Here is a 16,245-nt window from a genome sequence, read left to right on the forward strand (position 1 = left end):
TTAACTGAACTCTCGCTCGCGCAGCCACTTGGTGGCGACCCACTTTTCGCCCTCGAGCACCGGCGCGCCGCCGTGCAGGGTGCGCGTGCTCGGGTGCGGCCGGTCGTAGCTGAAGAAGACGGCGTGGCCGCGCACGGGCGCGACCTCCAGGCCGACGTCGGGGAAGGTGGTGCCACCGCCGCGCGCCGGTTCGTTGAGATACATCACCAGCGTGGCCACGCGCTGGCCGCCGCGCTTGAGGATGGTGGGCGTGCCGGCCTCGTTGGGGTCGAAGTAGTCGTAGTGCGGCTTGTACTCGGCGCCCGGGCGGTAGTGCAGCACCTGCAGACCCTCGCCGTTTTCCATCGGCCAGCCCACCAGGCGCGCGATGCGCTGCTCCACGGCCGTGACCTCGGGCGTCTGGCCGCGCGCGAAGAACATGCCGCTGCTGGTGCGGTCGGGGTTGAGCTCCTCGCCGCCGGTGGCGGTCTGCACCGTGAGCGAGCGCGCCAGCCGGGGCTTGGCCGACTCGATGATGGCCTCGCACTCCTCGGCGCTGAGCAGGTTGCCGAGCACCACCACGCGCGGGTGGTTCATGTGGGTGATGATGTCCACCCAGCGGTCGCCGGCGTCGATGCGGCGCGGCGATGCCGAGGTGTCGATGACCGGCACCGCCAAGCCCTGGCCCACCACGCCCTGCACGGCCTCCCGCACCTCGGGGGCGGCCTGGGCCAGCGCGCCGGGCGAGACGGTGGACAGGTGCTCCAGCAGCGTGCGCTCCAGCGCGGCCTCGGCCACGCCGGCGTTCCAGCCGGCGTCGAGCATGGCCTTGAGCACGGACTCGGGCGTGCAGCCGGCGCTGGCCTGCTCGATGATCCAGCGGCGCAGTTCGGGCGTGACGGACTGGGACATGGCGGTCTCCGGTGTCGCTCTCAGGAGGTGGCCTCGCGCCGGAACACCAGCCGGTCGGGCCCGGACGCGTCGGGCGTGAAGCGGTAGCCCTCGAGGTCGAAGGCCTTGAGTTGCTCGGGCGTGCTGGCCTGGTGCCGCACGGCCCAGCGCACCATGAGCCCGCGCGCGCGCTTGGCCATGAAGCTGATGACCTTGTAGCCAGCGGGCTTGCGCTCCTCGAACACGCAGCTGACCACGCGCGGGCGCAGCACCTTCAGGTCCACGGCCTTGAAGTACTCCTCGCTGGCCAGGTTGATCACCACCGGGCTCTTGTCGGCCAGGGCGCGCTGATTCAGGTAGTCGGCGATGCGGCTGCCCCAGAAGGCGTAGAGGTTGGCGCCGCGCGGCGTCTTCAGGCGCGTGCCCATCTCCAGCCGGTAGGGCTGCATCCAGTCGAGCGGGCGCAGCACGCCGTACAAGCCGCTGAGGATGCACAGGTGCTGCTGCAGCCACTCCAGCTCGGTTTCGGAGAGGTTCTTGGCGTCCAGGCCGCCGTAGACGTCGCCATCGAAGGCCAGCACGGCCTGCTTGGCGTTCTTGGCGGTGAACTTCGGCACCCAGGCCTCGTAGCGCGCGGCATTGAGCGCGGCCAGCTTGTCCGACAGGTCCATGAGCGTGGCGATCTGCTGCGGCGTCTTGCGCTTGAGCACCTCGATCAGCTCGGCCGACTGCTCGACGAACAGCGGCTGGGTGTGCGCCTTCACATGGGGGGGCGTCTCGTAATCGAGGGCCTTGGCGGGCGAGATCAGGAATAGCATGGATGAACGGTGGAACCAGACGGGCCGACGGCAACCTCGATTATCGCGAAGCCCCGCCGCCGGCCCCCGCCCCAGGGCCATGTCCGCCGCCCAGAGAATTACGTTTTGCGAAATGCATTTCACTATGGTAAATTGCCAGCACCGTTCAAGGAGACCGCCATGACGCCTGCCATGCCCCGTGCCGACCTGCCCGCGCCGGCCCCGATCCAGCAACTGCACCACTACGCCTACCGCGCGCGCGACGCGGAGGAAACGCGGCATTTCTACGAGGACATCCTGGGCCTGCCGCTCTACCACATCATCCAGAGCGACTACGTGCCCAGCACGGGCGAGTACTGCCCGTACACGCACTTCTTCTTCCGGCTGCAGGACGGCTCCTTCATCGCCTTCTTCGATCTGGGCGACGACGAGGCGGCGCTGCCAAGCCCGAACACGCCGAAGTGGGTGAACCACATCAGCTTCCGGGTGAACACCGTCGGCGAGCTGGAGAACACCAAGGCGCGCCTGGAGGCGAGCGGGATCGAGGTGCTGGGGGTGACCGACCACCACATCTTCAAGAGCATCTATTTCTTCGACCCGAACGGCATCCGGCTGGAGCTGACGGCCCAGCTGGCCGACGAGTTCCAGATGCTGCAGGAAAGCAAGACCGCGCACGCCCGCCTGGGCGAATGGAACGCCCGCAAGGAGCAGTGGCGCAAGGAACGCGCCGCGGGCAAGAGCGCCGCGCCGCTCAAGCCGCAGCAGAACGACCGGCCCGAGGTGGCCGAGCGGGCCAAGGGTTGAAGGACGGCACCCATGTCGCTGAACACCTACCGGGACGTCGCCCACACCAATGGCTATGAGTTCACCCAGGGCGGCGGCTACGAGCTGCCCACCTACCCCTTCGTGCCGCCCCCGGAACTCCACGGCAAGGCGCCGGCCCGGCACCCCATCGTCATCGTCGGCGGCGGCATCACCGGCCTCACCCTGGCCTGCTCGCTCGCGCGGCTGGGCGTCAAGGCCATCCTGATCGACGAGGACGACACCGTCGGCGTCAAGGGCGCCTCCTCGCGCGGCATCTGCTACACGCAGAAGTCGCTGGAGATCTTCGAGCGCCTGGGCGTCTACGAACCCATCGCCGCCAAAGGCACGCAATGGAGCGTGGGCCGCACCTTCGCCGGCGACGACGAGGTCTACAGCTTCGACCTGCGCCAGCAGGGCAGCTTCAACCTCAGCCAGCAGCCGCCCTTCATCAACATCCAGCAGTTCTATATCGAGGCTTTCCTGGTCGACCGCATCCAGCAACTCGGCCACGTCGAGCTGCGCTGGCGCAACCGCCTCACCGCCTTCGAGCAGAACGAGCGGCTGGCCACGCTCACAGTGGAAACGCCCGCGGGCAGCTACCGCATCGAGGCCGAGCACGTCATCGACGCCACCGGCAGCAACAGCCCGCTGCGCAAGTGGCTGCAGGTGCCGTTCGACAGCAAGCGCGGCGACGACCGCTGGTGCATCGCCGACGTGCGCTTCAGCACCCGCCCGCCGACGGAGCGCCACACCTGGATCGAGGCGCCCTTCAACGAGAACCGCGCGGTCTGGCAGCACCTGATGGCCGACGACGTCTGGCGCATCGACTACCAGATGGCGCCCAACGCCGACCCCGCCCACGTGAGCCGCGAGGACGTGGTGCGCGAGCGCCTGGCGCGCCAGTTCGGCCCCGAGGTGGAGGTCGAGATCGTCTGGGTGGGCCCCTACGCCTACCGCAGCGAGTGCGTGCACCACATGCGCCACGGGCGCGTGTACTTCATGGGCGACTCGGCCAAGGTGGTCAGCCCCTTCGGCGCGCGCGGCGGCAACACCGGCGTGGCCGACGCCGACAACCTGGCCTGGAAGCTGGCCGCCGTGCTGCGCGGTCAGGCCGCGCCCGGCCTGCTGGACAGCTACGAGGACGAGCGCCTGGAGGCCGCGCGCGAGAACGTGCGCGTGACCAACCGCACCGCGCGCTTCCTGCGCCCGGCCGAGGGCATCGAGCGGGTCTACCGCGACGCGGCCATCGCCCTGGCCAAGCGCCATCCCTTCGCGCGCGCCCTCGTCAACACCGGCCGCATGGCCGTGGCGAACCCCTACACGCAATCGCGCATCGTGCAGTACGCCCCTGGCAGCGCCGCGGGCCAGTCGGTCCAGAACGTGGCGTTCCGCTGGGCCAATGGCCAGGCGGGCCGCATGAACCAGCTGCTGGACTGGGCCGGCGGCGAACTGCTGCTGCTGTGCTTCGGCGCGCTGGACGCGCCCGCGCTGCGCCGCCTGCGCGAGGTGCTGGCCACCACGCCGCTGCGCGCGGTGCAGGTGCCCGCCGGCCGTGCCCCGGCCCAAGCCAACGAACACGTCCGCGACCCGCAGGGCCACCTGCGCGGCGCCTGCGGCCTGGCCGAAGGCGACGAACCCGCCTGGGCCCTGGTGCGGCCGGACGGCTACCTCGCCGCCAGCGGCGGCACCATCGACGGCCGCTTGGTGCAGGCCATCGGCCTGACCCTGGGCCTCACCGGAGTGCACGCATGATCACCACCCCCCACTGGCAGGACGCCGACACCTTCTACGAGCAGTTGCTGGACGCGCAGGCCGGCCTGTCGCCCGATCAGCTCCAGGCCTTCAGCGCGCGCCTGGTCCTGCTGCTGGCCAATCAGGTCGGCGACGCGGCGGTGCTGGCCGAGTGCATCCAGGCGGCCCGAGAGGCCGCCTGAGAGAGGCACCAGGCCCCATGCCCCGGGGGGTGGCGGGCTAAAATGCCCGCTTCCCCCCGTCATCTCCAACGGCATCCCACGGGATGCCGTTGCCATTACTGGCGTCCCCCATGACCGACACCGTGCAGCAACCCGGCCTGGCCTCGCTGGCCAAGTCCTTCGAACCCGCCCCCATCGAAGCCCGCTGGGGCCCCTGGTGGGAGCAGCGCGGCGTAGGAAAGGCCGGGTTCCGCGGCACCGGCGAGGCCCAGGCCGGCGCGCCGGCCTTCTCCATCCAGCTGCCGCCGCCGAACGTGACCGGCACCCTGCACATGGGCCACGCGTTCAACCAGACCATCATGGACAGCCTCACGCGCTACCACCGCATGATGGGCGCGAACACGCTGTGGGTGCCGGGCACCGACCACGCGGGCATCGCCACCCAGATCGTGGTCGAGCGCCAGCTGCAGGAACAGGGCGTCAAGCGCCACGACCTCGGCCGCGAGGCCTTCACGCAGAAGGTCTGGCAGTGGAAGGAAAAGAGCGGCGACACCATCACCACGCAGATGCGCCGCATGGGCGACACCGTGGACTGGTCGCGCGAGTACTTCACCATGGACCCCGCGCTCTCGGCCGTGGTGACCGAGACCTTCGTGCGCCTGTACGAGCAGGGCCTCATCTACCGCGGCAAGCGCCTGGTCAACTGGGACCCGGTGCTCAAGTCGGCGGTGAGCGACCTGGAGGTGGAGAGCGAGGAGGAAGACGGCTTCCTCTGGCACATCCGCTACCCCCTGGCCGACGGCAGCGGTTCGGTGGTGGTGGCCACCACGCGCCCCGAAACCATGCTGGGCGACAGCGCCGTCATGGTGCACCCCGGCGATGAGCGCTACGCCGCCCTCGTCGGCAAGAAGGTCCGGCTGCCGCTGTCCGATCGCGAGATCCCCGTGATCGCCGACGACTACGTGGACGCCGCCTTCGGCACCGGGGTGGTGAAGGTCACCCCTGCGCACGACCACAACGACTACGCCGTCGGCCAGCGCCACGGCCTGCCCCAGATCGGCGTGCTCACCCTGGACGCGGCCATCAATCAGAACGCCCCCGAGAAGTACCGCGGCCTCGACCGCTTCGAGGCCCGCAAGGCCGTGGTGGCCGACCTCGAGGCCCTGGGCCTGCTGGTCGAGACCAAGAAGCACAAGCTCATGGTGCCGCGCTGCGCGCGCACCGGCCAGGTGGTGGAGCCCATGCTCACCGACCAGTGGTTCGTGGCCATGACCAAGGTCAGCGAGCAGGACCCCAGCGGCAAGAGCATCGCGCAGAAGGCGATCGACGCCGTCGACTCGGGCGAGGTGAAGTTCGTGCCCGAGAACTGGGTCAACACCTACGACCAGTGGATGAAGAACATCCAGGACTGGTGCATCAGCCGCCAGCTCTGGTGGGGCCACCAGATCCCCGCCTGGTACGACGAGGACGGTCGCGTCTACGTGGCGCGCAGCGAGGCCGATGCCCAGGCCCAGGCCCCGGGCAAGACCCTCACGCGCGACCCCGACGTGCTGGACACCTGGTACTCGTCCGCGCTGGTGCCCTTCAGCACCATGGGCTGGCCGAACCAGAAGAGCGGCCCCACCGAAGACTACGACGTCTACCTGCCCAGCAGCGTGCTGGTGACGGGCTACGACATCATCTTCTTCTGGGTCGCGCGCATGATCATGATGACGACCCACTTCACGGGTCGCGTGCCGTTCCGCCACGTCTACATCCACGGCCTGGTGCGCGACGCCCAGGGCCGCAAGATGAGCAAGAGCGAAGGCAACGTGCTCGACCCGGTGGACCTGATCGACGGCATCGCCCTGGCGCCGCTGCTGGACAAGCGCACCACCGGCCTGCGCAAGCCCGAGACCGCGCCGCGCGTGCGCAAGGACACCGAGAAGGAGTTCCCCGAGGGCATTCCCGCCTACGGCGCCGACGCGTTGCGCTTCACCTTCGCGGCCCTGGCCTCGCTGGGCCGCAGCATCAACTTCGACAGCAAGCGCTGCGAGGGCTACCGCAACTTCTGCAACAAGCTCTGGAACGCCACGCGCTTCGTGCTGATGAATTGCGAGGGCCAGGACTGCGGCCTCGAAGAGCACACCAAGGCCGAATGCGCCGTCGGGCAGCCCTTCCACGGCTACCTCAGCTTCAGCCAGGCCGACCGCTGGATCAGCTCGACGCTGCAGCGCACCGAGGCCACCGTGGCCCAGGGCTTCGCCGAGTACCGCCTGGACAACGTCGCCAACGCCATCTACGACTTCGTCTGGAACGAGTTCTGCGACTGGTACCTGGAGATCGCCAAGGTGCAGATCCAGACCGGCGACGCCGCGCAGCAGCGCGCCACGCGCCGCACCCTGATCCGCACGCTGGAGGCGATCCAGCGCCTGGCCCACCCCATCATTCCCTTCATCACCGAAGAGCTGTGGCAGAAGGTGGCGCCGGTGGCCGGGCGGGCCGGCGAATCGGTGGCGCTGGCCGCCTACCCGGTGAGCCAGCCCGAGCGCATCGACGAGGCCGCCGAAGCCCACGTGGCGCGCCTGAAGAAGCTGGTGGACGCCTGCCGCACGCTGCGCGGCGAGATGGGCGTGTCACCGGCCCAGCGCCTGCCGCTCTACGCCGTGGGCGACGCCGCCTTCCTGCGCGGTGCCGCGCCGGTGCTGCAGTCGCTGGCCAAGCTGGCCGAGGTGCGCGTGTTCGACGACGAGGCCGCCTGGGCCCAGGCCGCGGGCGCCGCGCCCGTGGCGGTGGTGGGCGACGCCCGCCTGTGCCTGTTCATGGCCATCGACGTCGCGGCCGAGAAGGTCCGCCTGGGCAAGGAAGCCGCCCGCCTGCAGGGTGAGATCGCCAAGGCCCAGGGCAAGCTGGGCAACGAGGGCTTCGTGGCGCGCGCGCCAGCGGCGGTGATCGAGCAGGAAAAACAGCGCCTGGCCGACTTCGGCGCCACGCTGGAGAAGGTGAAGGCCCAGTTGGCGCGCCTGGGCTGAGCCTGGGGTGCCGCGGAACCGGCTGGGCCGGGGCCGCTGGCACCGCCCCCTCTCAGGGGCGCGCGCGCCACGCGGCGGGGGTCAGTCCCTGGACAGCGCCGCGAGCGAGGCCCATTGCGAGGGTGAGGCCGACTGCGGCGGGTCGCCCGACTCGGGGAAGCCCAGGCTGTCGAGCATGGAGAAATCGCTGCTGCCCGGCTCGCGGCGCGCGTCGTCGGGCGACAGGGTTTCGTGGATGCGGTGGGCCAGGTACCAGCTCGCCCGCAGCTTGGCCTCGCGCGTGTGCGAACCCAGGCGCGGCGTGAGGTGCAGGTTGGGGATGCCGTAGAGCGGCGAACCGGGCGCGGCGAACTGGGCGTTGGCGCCGTCCAGCAGGCAGGCGTCGATGCGACCGTCGCACAGGGCCAGGGCCAGGGCCTCGGGGTCGAACAGCGCGCTGCGGCTCACGCCCACCCAGAGCTGGCCGGGCTTGCAGTGGTTGAGCAGGCGCTCGTTGATCCAGCCCTTGAAGCGCGAGGCATAGACCATTTGCAGCGAGATCGCGTCGGCGCGCTCCAGCAGCTCGTGCAGGGGCACGGGCTCCACGTGCAGCTTGCCCCAGAGCTCGGCGGCGTGGTGCACGGCCGGGTCGTAGCCCAGCACGCGCACGCCCAGGCTGCGCAGCATGGGCGCCAGGGTGTGCGCCACCGGCGCCAGGCCCAGCAGGCCCACGGTGCTGCCCGCCAGTTCACGGCCCATGCGCACCTGGCCCAGCTTGCGGCCCAGCAGCGCGCTCACCATGCCCCGCCGGTACAGCATCAGCAGGCCATACAGCAGGTACTCGGCGTTGGAGCGCACGGTGGCGCTGCGCGCCTGCAGCACCCGCACGCCGCGCTGCGCGCAAGCGTTGAGGTCGGTGTTGTCGCTGGAGATCTGCATGCGCGCGACCATCATGAGGTGGGGCGCATGGTCGAGGAATTCCTGGGAGACCACCACATGCGGCGGCAGCACCACGGCGCGCGCCTCGGCCAGCGCACGGCGCAGCTCGGCGGGGTCGTCCGCCAGCTCGGGAAGGTAGACCACGTCATGGCGCTCCTGCAGCCACGCCAGGGCTTCGGGCACCAGCGGGTCGACGAGCAGGACGTCCATGGGAGTGGCCATCAGCGCCGTTTCAGCACCGACACGAAATCGCCGCCCAGCGTTTCCTGGTGGACGAGCAGGTTGCCGGTCTGCTTGGCGAAGGCCTGGAAATCGCGCACCGAGCCGGCGTCGGTGGCCACCACCTTCAGGGTCTGGCCGCTGTGCATCTCGGCCAGGGCTTTCTTGGCCTTCAGGATGGGCAGCGGGCAGTTCAGGCCCCGGGCGTCGAGTTCTCGGTCAGCAGCGATCATGAAGGCAGGGCTCCGTCTGGGTAACGGCGCATTTTAGGCCGCGTCGGCCTTTGGTGTGTCGTCCAGGAATTGCGGCTGGAAGCCCCGTGACATAAGCCACTGGGCCAGGGCCAGCCCCGTACCCGCGCGCCAACAGCGCACCGCCGCCGGCTCCAGCAGCCGGTACTCCGACAGCTCGGGCGACAGGCGCACCTCGCCCCGGCAGCGGGCGTGGTAGGTGATGATGACCTGGTTCATGCGCTGGAAATCGTGCACGGCCACCAGGCTCAGGGCCTCGGTGTCCAGCGAGGTTTCTTCGGCGATCTCCCGGCGGATGCCCTCCTCCGGCGTCTCGCCGGCTTCCATGAACCCGGTGATCAGCCCGAAAAAGCGGCCCGGCCAGGCGGCGTTGCGCGCCAGCAGGACCCGCCCGTCAAGCTCGACGATGGCCGCCAGCACCGGCGTGGGGTTGTTCCAGTGGGTGTAGCCGCAGGCCGGGCAACGCAGGCGCCGCTTGTCGCCGCCGTCCTCGGCCTGGACGATGAACTGCAATTCGGCCGCGCATTGCGGACAGAACCGAAACTCGCCAGCCATGTGGCCCATCAGGCGCCTGATCCAGGCATGCCGCGGAACCGGTCTTGCCGGACCTCAGGCATGGCCCCCTCGAGGGGGTCGTGCGAAACGCGGCGGGGGTGTTTCATGTCAGGCGGGAAAGACGCCGGTGGACAGGTAGCGGTCGCCACGGTCGCAGACCACGAACACGATGGTGGCGTTCTCGACCTGGCGCGACACCTGCAGGGCCGTCCAGAGCGCGCCGGCGGCGGAGATGCCGCCGAAGATGCCTTCCTCGCGCGCCATGCGCCGGGCCATGTCCTCGGCGTCGGCCTGCGAGACGTAGATCATCTCGTCGACCGCCTTGGGGTCGTAGATCTTCGGCAGGTATTCCTGCGGCCATTTGCGGATGCCGGGGATGCGTGAGCCCTCGCTGGGCTGGGCGCCGACGATGCGCACGGCCGGGTTCTTTTCCTTGAGAAAGCGCGAGACGCCGGTGATGGTGCCGGTGGTGCCCATGGCACTCACGAAGTGGGTGATGCGCCCGCCCGTCTGCTCCCACAGCTCGGGGCCGGTGGTCTCGTAGTGGATGCGCGGGTTGTCGGGGTTGGCGAACTGGTCGAGCACCCGGCCCTTGCCATCGGCCTGCATCTTGTCGGCCAGGTCGCGCGCGGACTCCATGCCGCCGCTCTTGGGCGTGAGGATCAGCTCGGCGCCGAAGGCCTTCATGGTCTGGGCGCGTTCGATGGACAGGTCCTCCGGCATGATGAGCACCATGCGGTAACCCTTGATGGCCGCCGCCATGGCCAGCGCGATGCCGGTGTTGCCGGACGTGGCCTCGATCAGGGTGTCGCCGGGCTTGATGTCGCCGCGCTCCTCGGCGCGCCGGATCATGGACAGCGCGGGCCGGTCCTTCACCGAACCGGCCGGGTTGTTGCCTTCCAGTTTGGCCAGGATGACGTTGCCGCGCGGGCCGTTGTCCGCCGCGCCGATGCGCTGCAGCGCCACCAGCGGCGTGCGGCCGACGGCGTCTTCGATGGTGGGGTATTGCATGGCGCCACTGTGCCATAATCCGCGCCCTTGCTCGGGCCGAAGTGGCGAAATCGGTAGACGCAGCGGATTCAAAATCCGCCGCCGCAAGGCGTGCCGGTTCGAGTCCGGCCTTCGGCACCACCAGAGCAAGCCCTGCAACCAGCCCGCTCCACGCGGGCTTTTTGTTGGCCGTTCGCCGGCCTCAGCGGCGCAGGCCGTCGGCCACGGTGGGGTAGCGCAGCCGCAGCCCCAGCTCGAACTTTAGGCGCTGGTTGCGCAGTCGGCGCGATTCGCTCATGAAGCTCAGCAGCACCAGCGGCAACTGGTCCTGCGCCGTGTCGCGCGGCACGCGGGGCGGGCGTGGCAGGCCATAGAGATCGGCCGCGAGGTCGAAGTAGTCGCCCATCCTGAGTTCGCTGTCGTCCACCACGTTGACCACGCGCTGCGCGCGGCCGCGCCACAGCGCCAGCGCGCAGGCCCGCGCCAGGTCGTCGGCGTGGATGTGGCTCGTGTAGACGTCGTCCTCGGCGCGCAGCACGGGCGTGCCGCGCTGCAGCCGCTCGCGCGGCGTGCCGCCCTCGCGGTCGTTGGCGTAGATGCCCGGGATGCGCAGCACGCTGGCGCGCACGCCCAGGGCGCGGCCCAGCCAGCGCACGCGGTCCTCCGCGTCCACGCGGCGCGCCGCGCGCGGGGTGCGCGGCCGCGCAGGCTGCGACTCGCTGGTCCAGGCGCCGCCGCGGTCGCCATAGACGCCGGTGGTGGAGCCGTAGACCAGCGCCAGCGGCGGCGTGCGCTGCGCGAGCGCGTGCACCAGGGCGCGCGTGCGCGGGTCGATGCGCCAGTCGGCCATGTCCTGCGAAGGCGGCGGCGCCAGGTGCAGCACGCGCGTGGCCAGGCCGGCCAGGCGGCGCAGGCTGCGCGCATCGTCCAGGTCGCCCCGCAAAGGCACCAGGCCCGCCGCGCGCAGGCGGGGCACGCGCTCCGGGCTGGAGGTGAGCGCCAGCAGGCGCGCGCGCCGACCGGCGCCCAAGGCGCCGGCCGCTCGCAGGCCGACGTCGCCACAGCCCACGATCAGTACCCGTTCACGCCGGAAGCGCGCGGGCAAGGCCCCAAGGAAACTCATGCAAAACGGGTTTTTGCGACAATGCGCGGTTGCTTGGAACGGAGCGCGCCACCGGAGCGCGCCCCTCGACAGAAAGAAGACGGCGAGTATGACATTCACGATCACGGTGCAGCCCAGCGGGCGCGCCTTCACCGCCAACCCCGACGAAGCCATGCTGGCCGCCGGCATCCGCCAGGGCATCGGCCTGCCCTATGGCTGCAAGGACGGCGCCTGCGGCTCCTGCAAGTGCAAGCTCGTGTCGGGCACCGTGGTGCACGGGCCGCACCAGGCCAAGGCCCTGTCGGCCGACGAGGAGGCCGCGGGCTACGTGCTCACCTGCTGCGGCGTGGCCCACAGCGACGTGGTGCTGGAGTCGCGCCAGGTCACCGAACTCGGCGCCTTCCCCATCAAGAAGATGCCCGCGCGCGTCAACAGCCTCACGCGCGCCTCGCACGACGTGATGGTGGTGCGCCTGCAGCTGCCCGCCAGCGACACCTTCCAGTACCGCGCGGGCCAGTACGTGGAGTTCATCCTGCGCGACGGCGACCGCCGCAGCTACTCCATGGCCAACGCGCCGCACACGCAGGCCGAGGCGCCCGGGCTGGAGCTGCACCTGCGCCACATGCCCGGCGGCAAGTTCACCGACCAGGTCTTCTCCACCATGAAGGAGAAGGACATCCTGCGCATCGAAGGCCCCTTCGGCAGCTTCTTCCTGCGCGAGGACAGCGACAAGCCCATGGTGCTGCTCGCCTCCGGCACGGGCTTCGCCCCCATCAAGGCCATCGTCGAGCACATGCGCTTCAAGGGCATCCAGCGCCCCGCCACCCTGTACTGGGGCGGCCGCCGCCCGGCCGACCTGTACCAGAGCGCCTGGATCGAAGAACAGCTGGCCGCCATGCCGAACCTCAAGTACGTGCCCGTGGTGTCCGACGCCCAGCCCGAGGACGGCTGGACCGGCCGCACGGGCTTCGTGCACCGCGCCGTGCTGGAAGACCACGCCGACCTCAGCGGCTTCGAGGTCTACGCCTGCGGCGCGCCCATCGTGGTCGAATCGGCCAAGCGCGACTACGTGGCGCAGGCCGGCCTGCCCGAGGAGTGCTTCTACGCCGACGCCTTCACTTCCGCCGCGGACAAGGTCTGAACACCCCCACCCCTTAGGAGACACCGCATGATTTCCCGCCGCCAAGCCATCGCCCTCACCGCCACCGCGCTCGCGCTGCCCGCCTGGGCACAGGCCCGCACCACGCGCATCGTGGTGCCCTTCGCGGCCGGTGGGCCGATCGACGTGACGGCGCGTGTCCTGGCCGACGCGGTGAAGGACTCGCTGGGCACGGTGATCATCGAGAACCGACCCGGCGCCGGCGGCAACATCGGCGTGAGCCAGGTCGCCAAGGCCGCACCCGACGGCCTGACCCTGGGCATCGCCACCACGGCCTCGCACGGCATCAACCCCTGGCTGTTCAAGCAGCTGCCCTACGACCCGGCGAAGGATTTCGCGCCCGTCACGCAGATGCTGCGCGTGCCCAACGTGCTGGTCATGAACGCCGAGACCGCGCAGCGCCTGAACATCCAGAGCGTGCGCGACCTCATCCGCTACGGCAAGGCCAACCCGGGCAAGCTCAACTATGGCTCGGGCGGCAACGGCAGCGCCGGCCACCTGGCGGGCGAGCTGTTCAAGAACCAGGCCGGTGTGTTCGCGGTGCACATTCCCTACAACGGCGGCAACCCGGCGCAGCTGGGGCTGCTGTCGGGCCAGGTCGACTTCAACTTCGACAACCTCGCCACCGCGGCGGCCAACATCCGCGCGGGCAAGCTCAAGGCCCTGGCCGTCACCACCGCGCAGCGCAGCGGCGTGATGCCCGAGGTGCCCACCGTGGCCGAGACCCTGCCCGGCTTCGAGATCGACACCTGGTGGGGCCTGGTGGCCCCGGCCGGCACGCCGGCCGACGTGGTGTCGCAGCTCAACGCCGCCTTCACCAAGGCCCTGCAGTCGCCGGACGTGAAAGGCAAGTTCGCGGCGCTGATGGCCGAGCCGGCGCCCAGCACGCCCCAGGCCTTCGGCGAGTTCATGGCCCGCGAGCGCGCCAAGTACGAGCGCTTGGTCAAGCTCAGCGGGGCCAAGGTGGACTGAATTCGAACGCCACACGCGACAAGGGCGCCCGAGGGCGCCCTGTTTTTTTGCGTGGCCGGTGCTTGCTCAGCCCTTGAGCAGCAGCTTCACATCGTCGGCCAGCGACTGCGCGCCGCTGTTGTAGCGGTTGTAGAGGCGGATGCGTCCCGTCGTGTCGTACACGTAGCTGCCCGCCGAGTGGTCCATGGTGTAGCTCGTGGGCGTCTTGCCCTCGACCTTCTTGTAGTAGACCTTGAAGCTCTTGGCCACGGCCTCCAGCTCGCCGGGCGCTGCGTACAGCGCGAGGAAGCTCGGGTCGAACTGGGTCACGTACTGCCTCATCACCTCGGGCGTGTCGCGCTCGGGGTCCACGCTGATGAACAGACCCTGGAAGCGATCGCCGTCGGCCCCCAGCAGGCGCTTGGCCTCGGCCATCTCGGTCATCGAGGTGGGGCACACGTCGGGGCATTGCGTGAAGCCGAAGAAGATCACCACCACCTTGCCCTTGAAATCGGCCAGCGTGCGCTTCTGGCCATTGTGGTCGGTGAGCGAGAAGCCGGTGGCGTAGTCGGCGCCGGTGATGTCGATCCCTTTGAACGCCGGCGGCGACTCGGAGCACGCGGCCAGCAGCAGGGAAGCGGCGCCAGCGGCCATCAGGCGGCGGCGGGAGACGGTGGTCTTCACCATGGCAGGTAGTGGTCGATGAGCAGCGCCGCGAAGAGCAGCGACAGGTGGATGAGCGAGAAGCGGAAAGTCTTTCGAGCCAGGGCGTCGGAATAGTTCCGCCACAGCGCGAAGGCGTAGCCGCAAAAGCCCAGGCCGAGCGCGAGCGCACTCGCCAGGTAGAACCAGCCGCTCATGCGCAGCATGAAGGGCAGCAGCGTGGCCGCCAGCAGCACGAAGGTGTAGAGCAGGATCTGCAGGCGCGTGAACTCGGAACCGTGCGTCACCGGCAGCATCGGCAGGCCGGACTTGCGGTAGTCCTCCACGCGGTAGAGCGCCAGCGCCCAGAAGTGCGGCGGCGTCCAGAGGAAGATGATGAGAAAGAGCACCAGCGCCTCGGGCGCGACGGTGCCCGTCATGGCCGCCCAGCCGAGCACCGGCGGCATGGCGCCCGATGCCCCGCCGATCACGATGTTCTGCGGCGTGAGTGGCTTGAGGATGACGGTGTAGATCACCGCGTAGCCCACGAAGGTGGCGAAGGTCAGCCACATGGTGAGCGGGTTGACCCAGAACCAGAGGATGGCCGAGCCGACCGCACACAGCGCGGCCGAGAACGTGAGCGTCTGCCAGGTGGTGAGCTCGCCCTTGGCCGTGGGGCGCCAGGCGGTGCGCTTCATCTTCGCGTCGATGTGCTGCTCGACCACGCAGTTGAAGGCCGCCGCCGCGCCGGCCACCAGCCAGATGCCCAAACAGGCGATGGCCGCGAGACGCACCTGCGGCCAGCTCGGCAGGCCGGGCACGGCGAGCACCATGCCGATGAGCGCGCAGAACACGATCAGCTGGATCACGCGCGGCTTGGTCAGCGCGTGGAACTGGCGCCAGGTCGACGGCAGGGGCAAGGGATGCACTTCTGTGTTCACTGGACAACCTCCGCGCGGCGCGTGGCGGCCACGGCGCCCGTGAACGCGATCACCAGCGCAGCGGCGCCGCCGGTGTGCCCCACGGCGGCCAGCAGCGGCCAGCCGAGCACGACGTTGCTGAGACCGGTGAGGAACTGCCAGGCGCACAGGGCCACGAGCACGCGCGCGAAGCGCTGGAGTCCCGGCACGCGCCACAGCGCCCAGGCCAGCGCCAGCAACAGCGCGAACACGGCGTAGGCCATGAGGCGGTGCACGTAGTGGATGGCGGTGAGCGCCGGGAAGGTGATGGCCTCGCCCGCGTGGTTGGCCCCCAGCTCGCGCCAGAGCGTGAAGCCCTCGCGCAGGTTCATGGCGGGCCACCAGCTGCCCTGGCAGGTGGGGAAATCGCGGCAGGCGAGCACGGCGTAGTTGGTGCTGACCCAGCCACCCAGCGCGATCTGCAGCCACACCAGCGCGAAGGCGGCCAGCAGCCAGCCGCGCTGCGCCGCGCCGATGGGCGCGGGGCCGGCGCTGCCCGGCTCGCCCAGGCGGTAGGCCACCGCCTGCGCGCGCAGCAGCGCCAGCAGCACCAGGCCGCCCAGCAGGTGCAGGGTGACGATGGCGGGGAAGAGCTTCATGGTCACCGTGAACGCGCCGAAGGCACCCTGCAGACAGACCCAGGCCAGCGTGACCACCGGCCAGACCCAGTGCACGTGGATGCGCCGGCGCTCGATCCAGCTGCCCACGGCCAGCACGATGATCAGCACGCCCACGCCGGTGGCGAGGTAGCGGTGGACCATCTCGATCCAGGCCTTGGAGAAGGTGACCGGGCCGGTGGGCATGGCCGACTGCGCGGCCGAGATGTCGGCGTGCGCGCCGAGCGGGCTGGCCGCGCCGTAGCAGCCGGGCCAGTCGGGACAGCCCAGGCCGGAATCGGTGAGGCGCGTGAAGGCGCCGAACAGCACCAGGTCGAAGGTGAGGAAGAGCGTGACCAGGGTCAGCACGCGCAGGCGCTGCGCGGGGCTGGCCTGGCGGTGCTTGAGGCCGATCCAGACCAGCGGGCCGAACGCGATCGCGATGCCCAGCAGCATCATGCGCGTGAGCGGCGCGAGGTCCACCAGGGAAGACGGGGCGTCCATGCGA

At 70.1% G+C, this 16,245-nt stretch carries 16 protein-coding genes and 1 tRNA gene; 7 read left to right on the top strand and 10 right to left on the bottom strand.

Features of this window, described 5'->3' with window-relative positions:
- Positions 1 to 891: a 2OG-Fe(II) oxygenase gene (locus tag SOM08_RS16830; protein ID WP_322469347.1), complete on the bottom strand. Its 891-nt coding sequence runs from the start codon at positions 889 to 891 to the stop codon at positions 1 to 3.
- Between the two features lie 20 nt (positions 892 to 911).
- Positions 912 to 1,688: a peroxide stress protein YaaA gene (gene yaaA / locus SOM08_RS16835; RefSeq protein ID WP_116959417.1), complete on the bottom strand. Its 777-nt coding sequence runs from the start codon at positions 1,686 to 1,688 to the stop codon at positions 912 to 914.
- A gap of 159 nt (positions 1,689 to 1,847) precedes the next feature.
- On the opposite strand from yaaA, the gene SOM08_RS16840 reads away from it, so the two are divergent.
- The 4 genes from SOM08_RS16840 to SOM08_RS16855 all read left to right on the top strand — a co-directional run bounded on the left by SOM08_RS16840 (position 1,848) and on the right by SOM08_RS16855 (position 7,395).
- Positions 1,848 to 2,471 carry a VOC family protein gene (locus SOM08_RS16840; RefSeq protein ID WP_070397385.1) on the top strand — a complete coding sequence of 208 codons (624 nt, stop codon included), beginning with the start codon at positions 1,848 to 1,850 and terminating at the stop codon, positions 2,469 to 2,471.
- 12 nt (positions 2,472 to 2,483) lie between these two features.
- Entirely contained in the window at positions 2,484 to 4,223 is a 1,740-nt protein-coding gene (locus SOM08_RS16845) for an FAD-dependent oxidoreductase (RefSeq protein ID WP_116959415.1), read from the top strand.
- Positions 4,220 to 4,405 carry a DUF2783 domain-containing protein gene (locus SOM08_RS16850; protein WP_116959413.1) on the top strand — a complete coding sequence of 62 codons (186 nt, stop codon included), beginning with the start codon at positions 4,220 to 4,222 and terminating at the stop codon, positions 4,403 to 4,405. The genes SOM08_RS16845 and SOM08_RS16850 overlap by 4 nt, the downstream gene beginning before the upstream one ends.
- Before the next feature lie 110 nt (positions 4,406 to 4,515).
- Complete coding sequence (locus SOM08_RS16855; RefSeq protein ID WP_322469348.1) at positions 4,516 to 7,395, top strand: valine--tRNA ligase; 2,880 nt, start codon at positions 4,516 to 4,518, stop codon at positions 7,393 to 7,395.
- 81 nt (positions 7,396 to 7,476) lie between these two features.
- Here SOM08_RS16855 and SOM08_RS16860 read toward each other — a convergent pair whose 3' ends face one another.
- The 4 genes from SOM08_RS16860 to cysM all read right to left on the bottom strand — a co-directional run bounded on the left by SOM08_RS16860 (position 7,477) and on the right by cysM (position 10,349).
- Positions 7,477 to 8,523, bottom strand: a complete 1,047-nt coding sequence (locus tag SOM08_RS16860; protein WP_245980971.1) for an NAD(P)-dependent oxidoreductase — start codon at positions 8,521 to 8,523, stop codon at positions 7,477 to 7,479.
- Positions 8,524 to 8,534: 11 nt separating this feature from the next.
- Entirely contained in the window at positions 8,535 to 8,762 is a 228-nt protein-coding gene (locus tag SOM08_RS16865) for a sulfurtransferase TusA family protein (RefSeq protein ID WP_116959620.1), read from the bottom strand.
- 36 nt (positions 8,763 to 8,798) lie between these two features.
- Entirely contained in the window at positions 8,799 to 9,338 is a 540-nt protein-coding gene (locus SOM08_RS16870) for an NUDIX hydrolase (RefSeq protein WP_116959406.1), read from the bottom strand.
- A 108-nt stretch (positions 9,339 to 9,446) separates the two neighbouring features.
- Positions 9,447 to 10,349 (bottom strand): cysteine synthase CysM, encoded by a 903-nt coding sequence (gene cysM / locus SOM08_RS16875; RefSeq protein ID WP_116959404.1) that lies wholly within the window; start codon positions 10,347 to 10,349, stop codon positions 9,447 to 9,449.
- Between the two features lie 35 nt (positions 10,350 to 10,384).
- On the opposite strand from cysM, the gene SOM08_RS16880 reads away from it, so the two are divergent.
- Positions 10,385 to 10,469, top strand: a tRNA-Leu gene (locus SOM08_RS16880).
- Between the two features lie 61 nt (positions 10,470 to 10,530).
- Here the strand turns inward: SOM08_RS16880 and SOM08_RS16885 are convergent.
- Positions 10,531 to 11,451, bottom strand: a complete 921-nt coding sequence (locus SOM08_RS16885; protein WP_322469349.1) for an NAD-dependent epimerase/dehydratase family protein — start codon at positions 11,449 to 11,451, stop codon at positions 10,531 to 10,533.
- Positions 11,452 to 11,539: 88 nt separating this feature from the next.
- Here SOM08_RS16885 and SOM08_RS16890 point away from each other — a divergent pair, with 88 nt between their 5' ends.
- Positions 11,540 to 12,571, top strand: coding sequence for a CDP-6-deoxy-delta-3,4-glucoseen reductase (locus SOM08_RS16890; RefSeq protein ID WP_116959401.1), 1,032 nt, complete (start codon positions 11,540 to 11,542; stop codon positions 12,569 to 12,571).
- Between the two features lie 27 nt (positions 12,572 to 12,598).
- Positions 12,599 to 13,561 carry a Bug family tripartite tricarboxylate transporter substrate binding protein gene (locus SOM08_RS16895; protein ID WP_116959399.1) on the top strand — a complete coding sequence of 321 codons (963 nt, stop codon included), beginning with the start codon at positions 12,599 to 12,601 and terminating at the stop codon, positions 13,559 to 13,561.
- Positions 13,562 to 13,627: 66 nt separating this feature from the next.
- Here the strand turns inward: SOM08_RS16895 and SOM08_RS16900 are convergent, their stop codons facing one another.
- Genes SOM08_RS16900 through SOM08_RS16910 form a run of 3 tightly spaced genes read right to left on the bottom strand, consistent with a single transcriptional unit; the run spans position 13,628 to position 16,241 of the window.
- Entirely contained in the window at positions 13,628 to 14,227 is a 600-nt protein-coding gene (locus SOM08_RS16900) for an SCO family protein (RefSeq protein WP_116959397.1), read from the bottom strand.
- A complete protein-coding gene (gene cyoE / locus SOM08_RS16905; RefSeq protein ID WP_416187021.1) occupies positions 14,221 to 15,111 on the bottom strand; it encodes a heme o synthase in 891 nt (296 codons plus the stop codon). The genes SOM08_RS16900 and cyoE overlap by 7 nt, the downstream gene beginning before the upstream one ends.
- A gap of 8 nt (positions 15,112 to 15,119) precedes the next feature.
- A complete protein-coding gene (locus SOM08_RS16910; protein ID WP_116959393.1) occupies positions 15,120 to 16,241 on the bottom strand; it encodes a COX15/CtaA family protein in 1,122 nt (373 codons plus the stop codon).
- Between the last annotated feature and the right edge of the window lie 4 nt (positions 16,242 to 16,245).

It is taken from the genome of Hydrogenophaga sp. SNF1 (assembly GCF_034421675.1).
In the GTDB taxonomy this organism is placed as follows: domain Bacteria; phylum Pseudomonadota; class Gammaproteobacteria; order Burkholderiales; family Burkholderiaceae_C; genus Hydrogenophaga; species Hydrogenophaga borbori.

Excerpts from the sequence above, each read along its gene's own strand:
- SOM08_RS16870 (WP_116959406.1), bottom strand. The coding sequence starts at position 9,338 with ATGGCTGGCGAGTTTCGGTTCTGTCCGCAATGCGCGGCCGAATTGCAG.
- SOM08_RS16890 (WP_116959401.1), top strand. The coding sequence starts at position 11,540 with ATGACATTCACGATCACGGTGCAGCCCAGCGGGCGCGCCTTCACCGCC.
- SOM08_RS16850 (WP_116959413.1), top strand. The coding sequence starts at position 4,220 with ATGATCACCACCCCCCACTGGCAGGACGCCGACACCTTCTACGAGCAG.
- SOM08_RS16845 (WP_116959415.1), top strand. The coding sequence starts at position 2,484 with ATGTCGCTGAACACCTACCGGGACGTCGCCCACACCAATGGCTATGAG.
- yaaA (WP_116959417.1), bottom strand. The coding sequence starts at position 1,688 with ATGCTATTCCTGATCTCGCCCGCCAAGGCCCTCGATTACGAGACGCCC.
- SOM08_RS16895 (WP_116959399.1), top strand. The coding sequence starts at position 12,599 with ATGATTTCCCGCCGCCAAGCCATCGCCCTCACCGCCACCGCGCTCGCG.
- SOM08_RS16840 (WP_070397385.1), top strand. The coding sequence starts at position 1,848 with ATGACGCCTGCCATGCCCCGTGCCGACCTGCCCGCGCCGGCCCCGATC.
- SOM08_RS16885 (WP_322469349.1), bottom strand. The coding sequence starts at position 11,451 with ATGAGTTTCCTTGGGGCCTTGCCCGCGCGCTTCCGGCGTGAACGGGTA.
- SOM08_RS16900 (WP_116959397.1), bottom strand. The coding sequence starts at position 14,227 with ATGGTGAAGACCACCGTCTCCCGCCGCCGCCTGATGGCCGCTGGCGCC.
- SOM08_RS16910 (WP_116959393.1), bottom strand. The coding sequence starts at position 16,241 with ATGGACGCCCCGTCTTCCCTGGTGGACCTCGCGCCGCTCACGCGCATG.
- SOM08_RS16860 (WP_245980971.1), bottom strand. The coding sequence starts at position 8,523 with ATGGACGTCCTGCTCGTCGACCCGCTGGTGCCCGAAGCCCTGGCGTGG.
- SOM08_RS16830 (WP_322469347.1), bottom strand. The coding sequence starts at position 891 with ATGTCCCAGTCCGTCACGCCCGAACTGCGCCGCTGGATCATCGAGCAG.
- SOM08_RS16855 (WP_322469348.1), top strand. The coding sequence starts at position 4,516 with ATGACCGACACCGTGCAGCAACCCGGCCTGGCCTCGCTGGCCAAGTCC.
- cysM (WP_116959404.1), bottom strand. The coding sequence starts at position 10,349 with ATGCAATACCCCACCATCGAAGACGCCGTCGGCCGCACGCCGCTGGTG.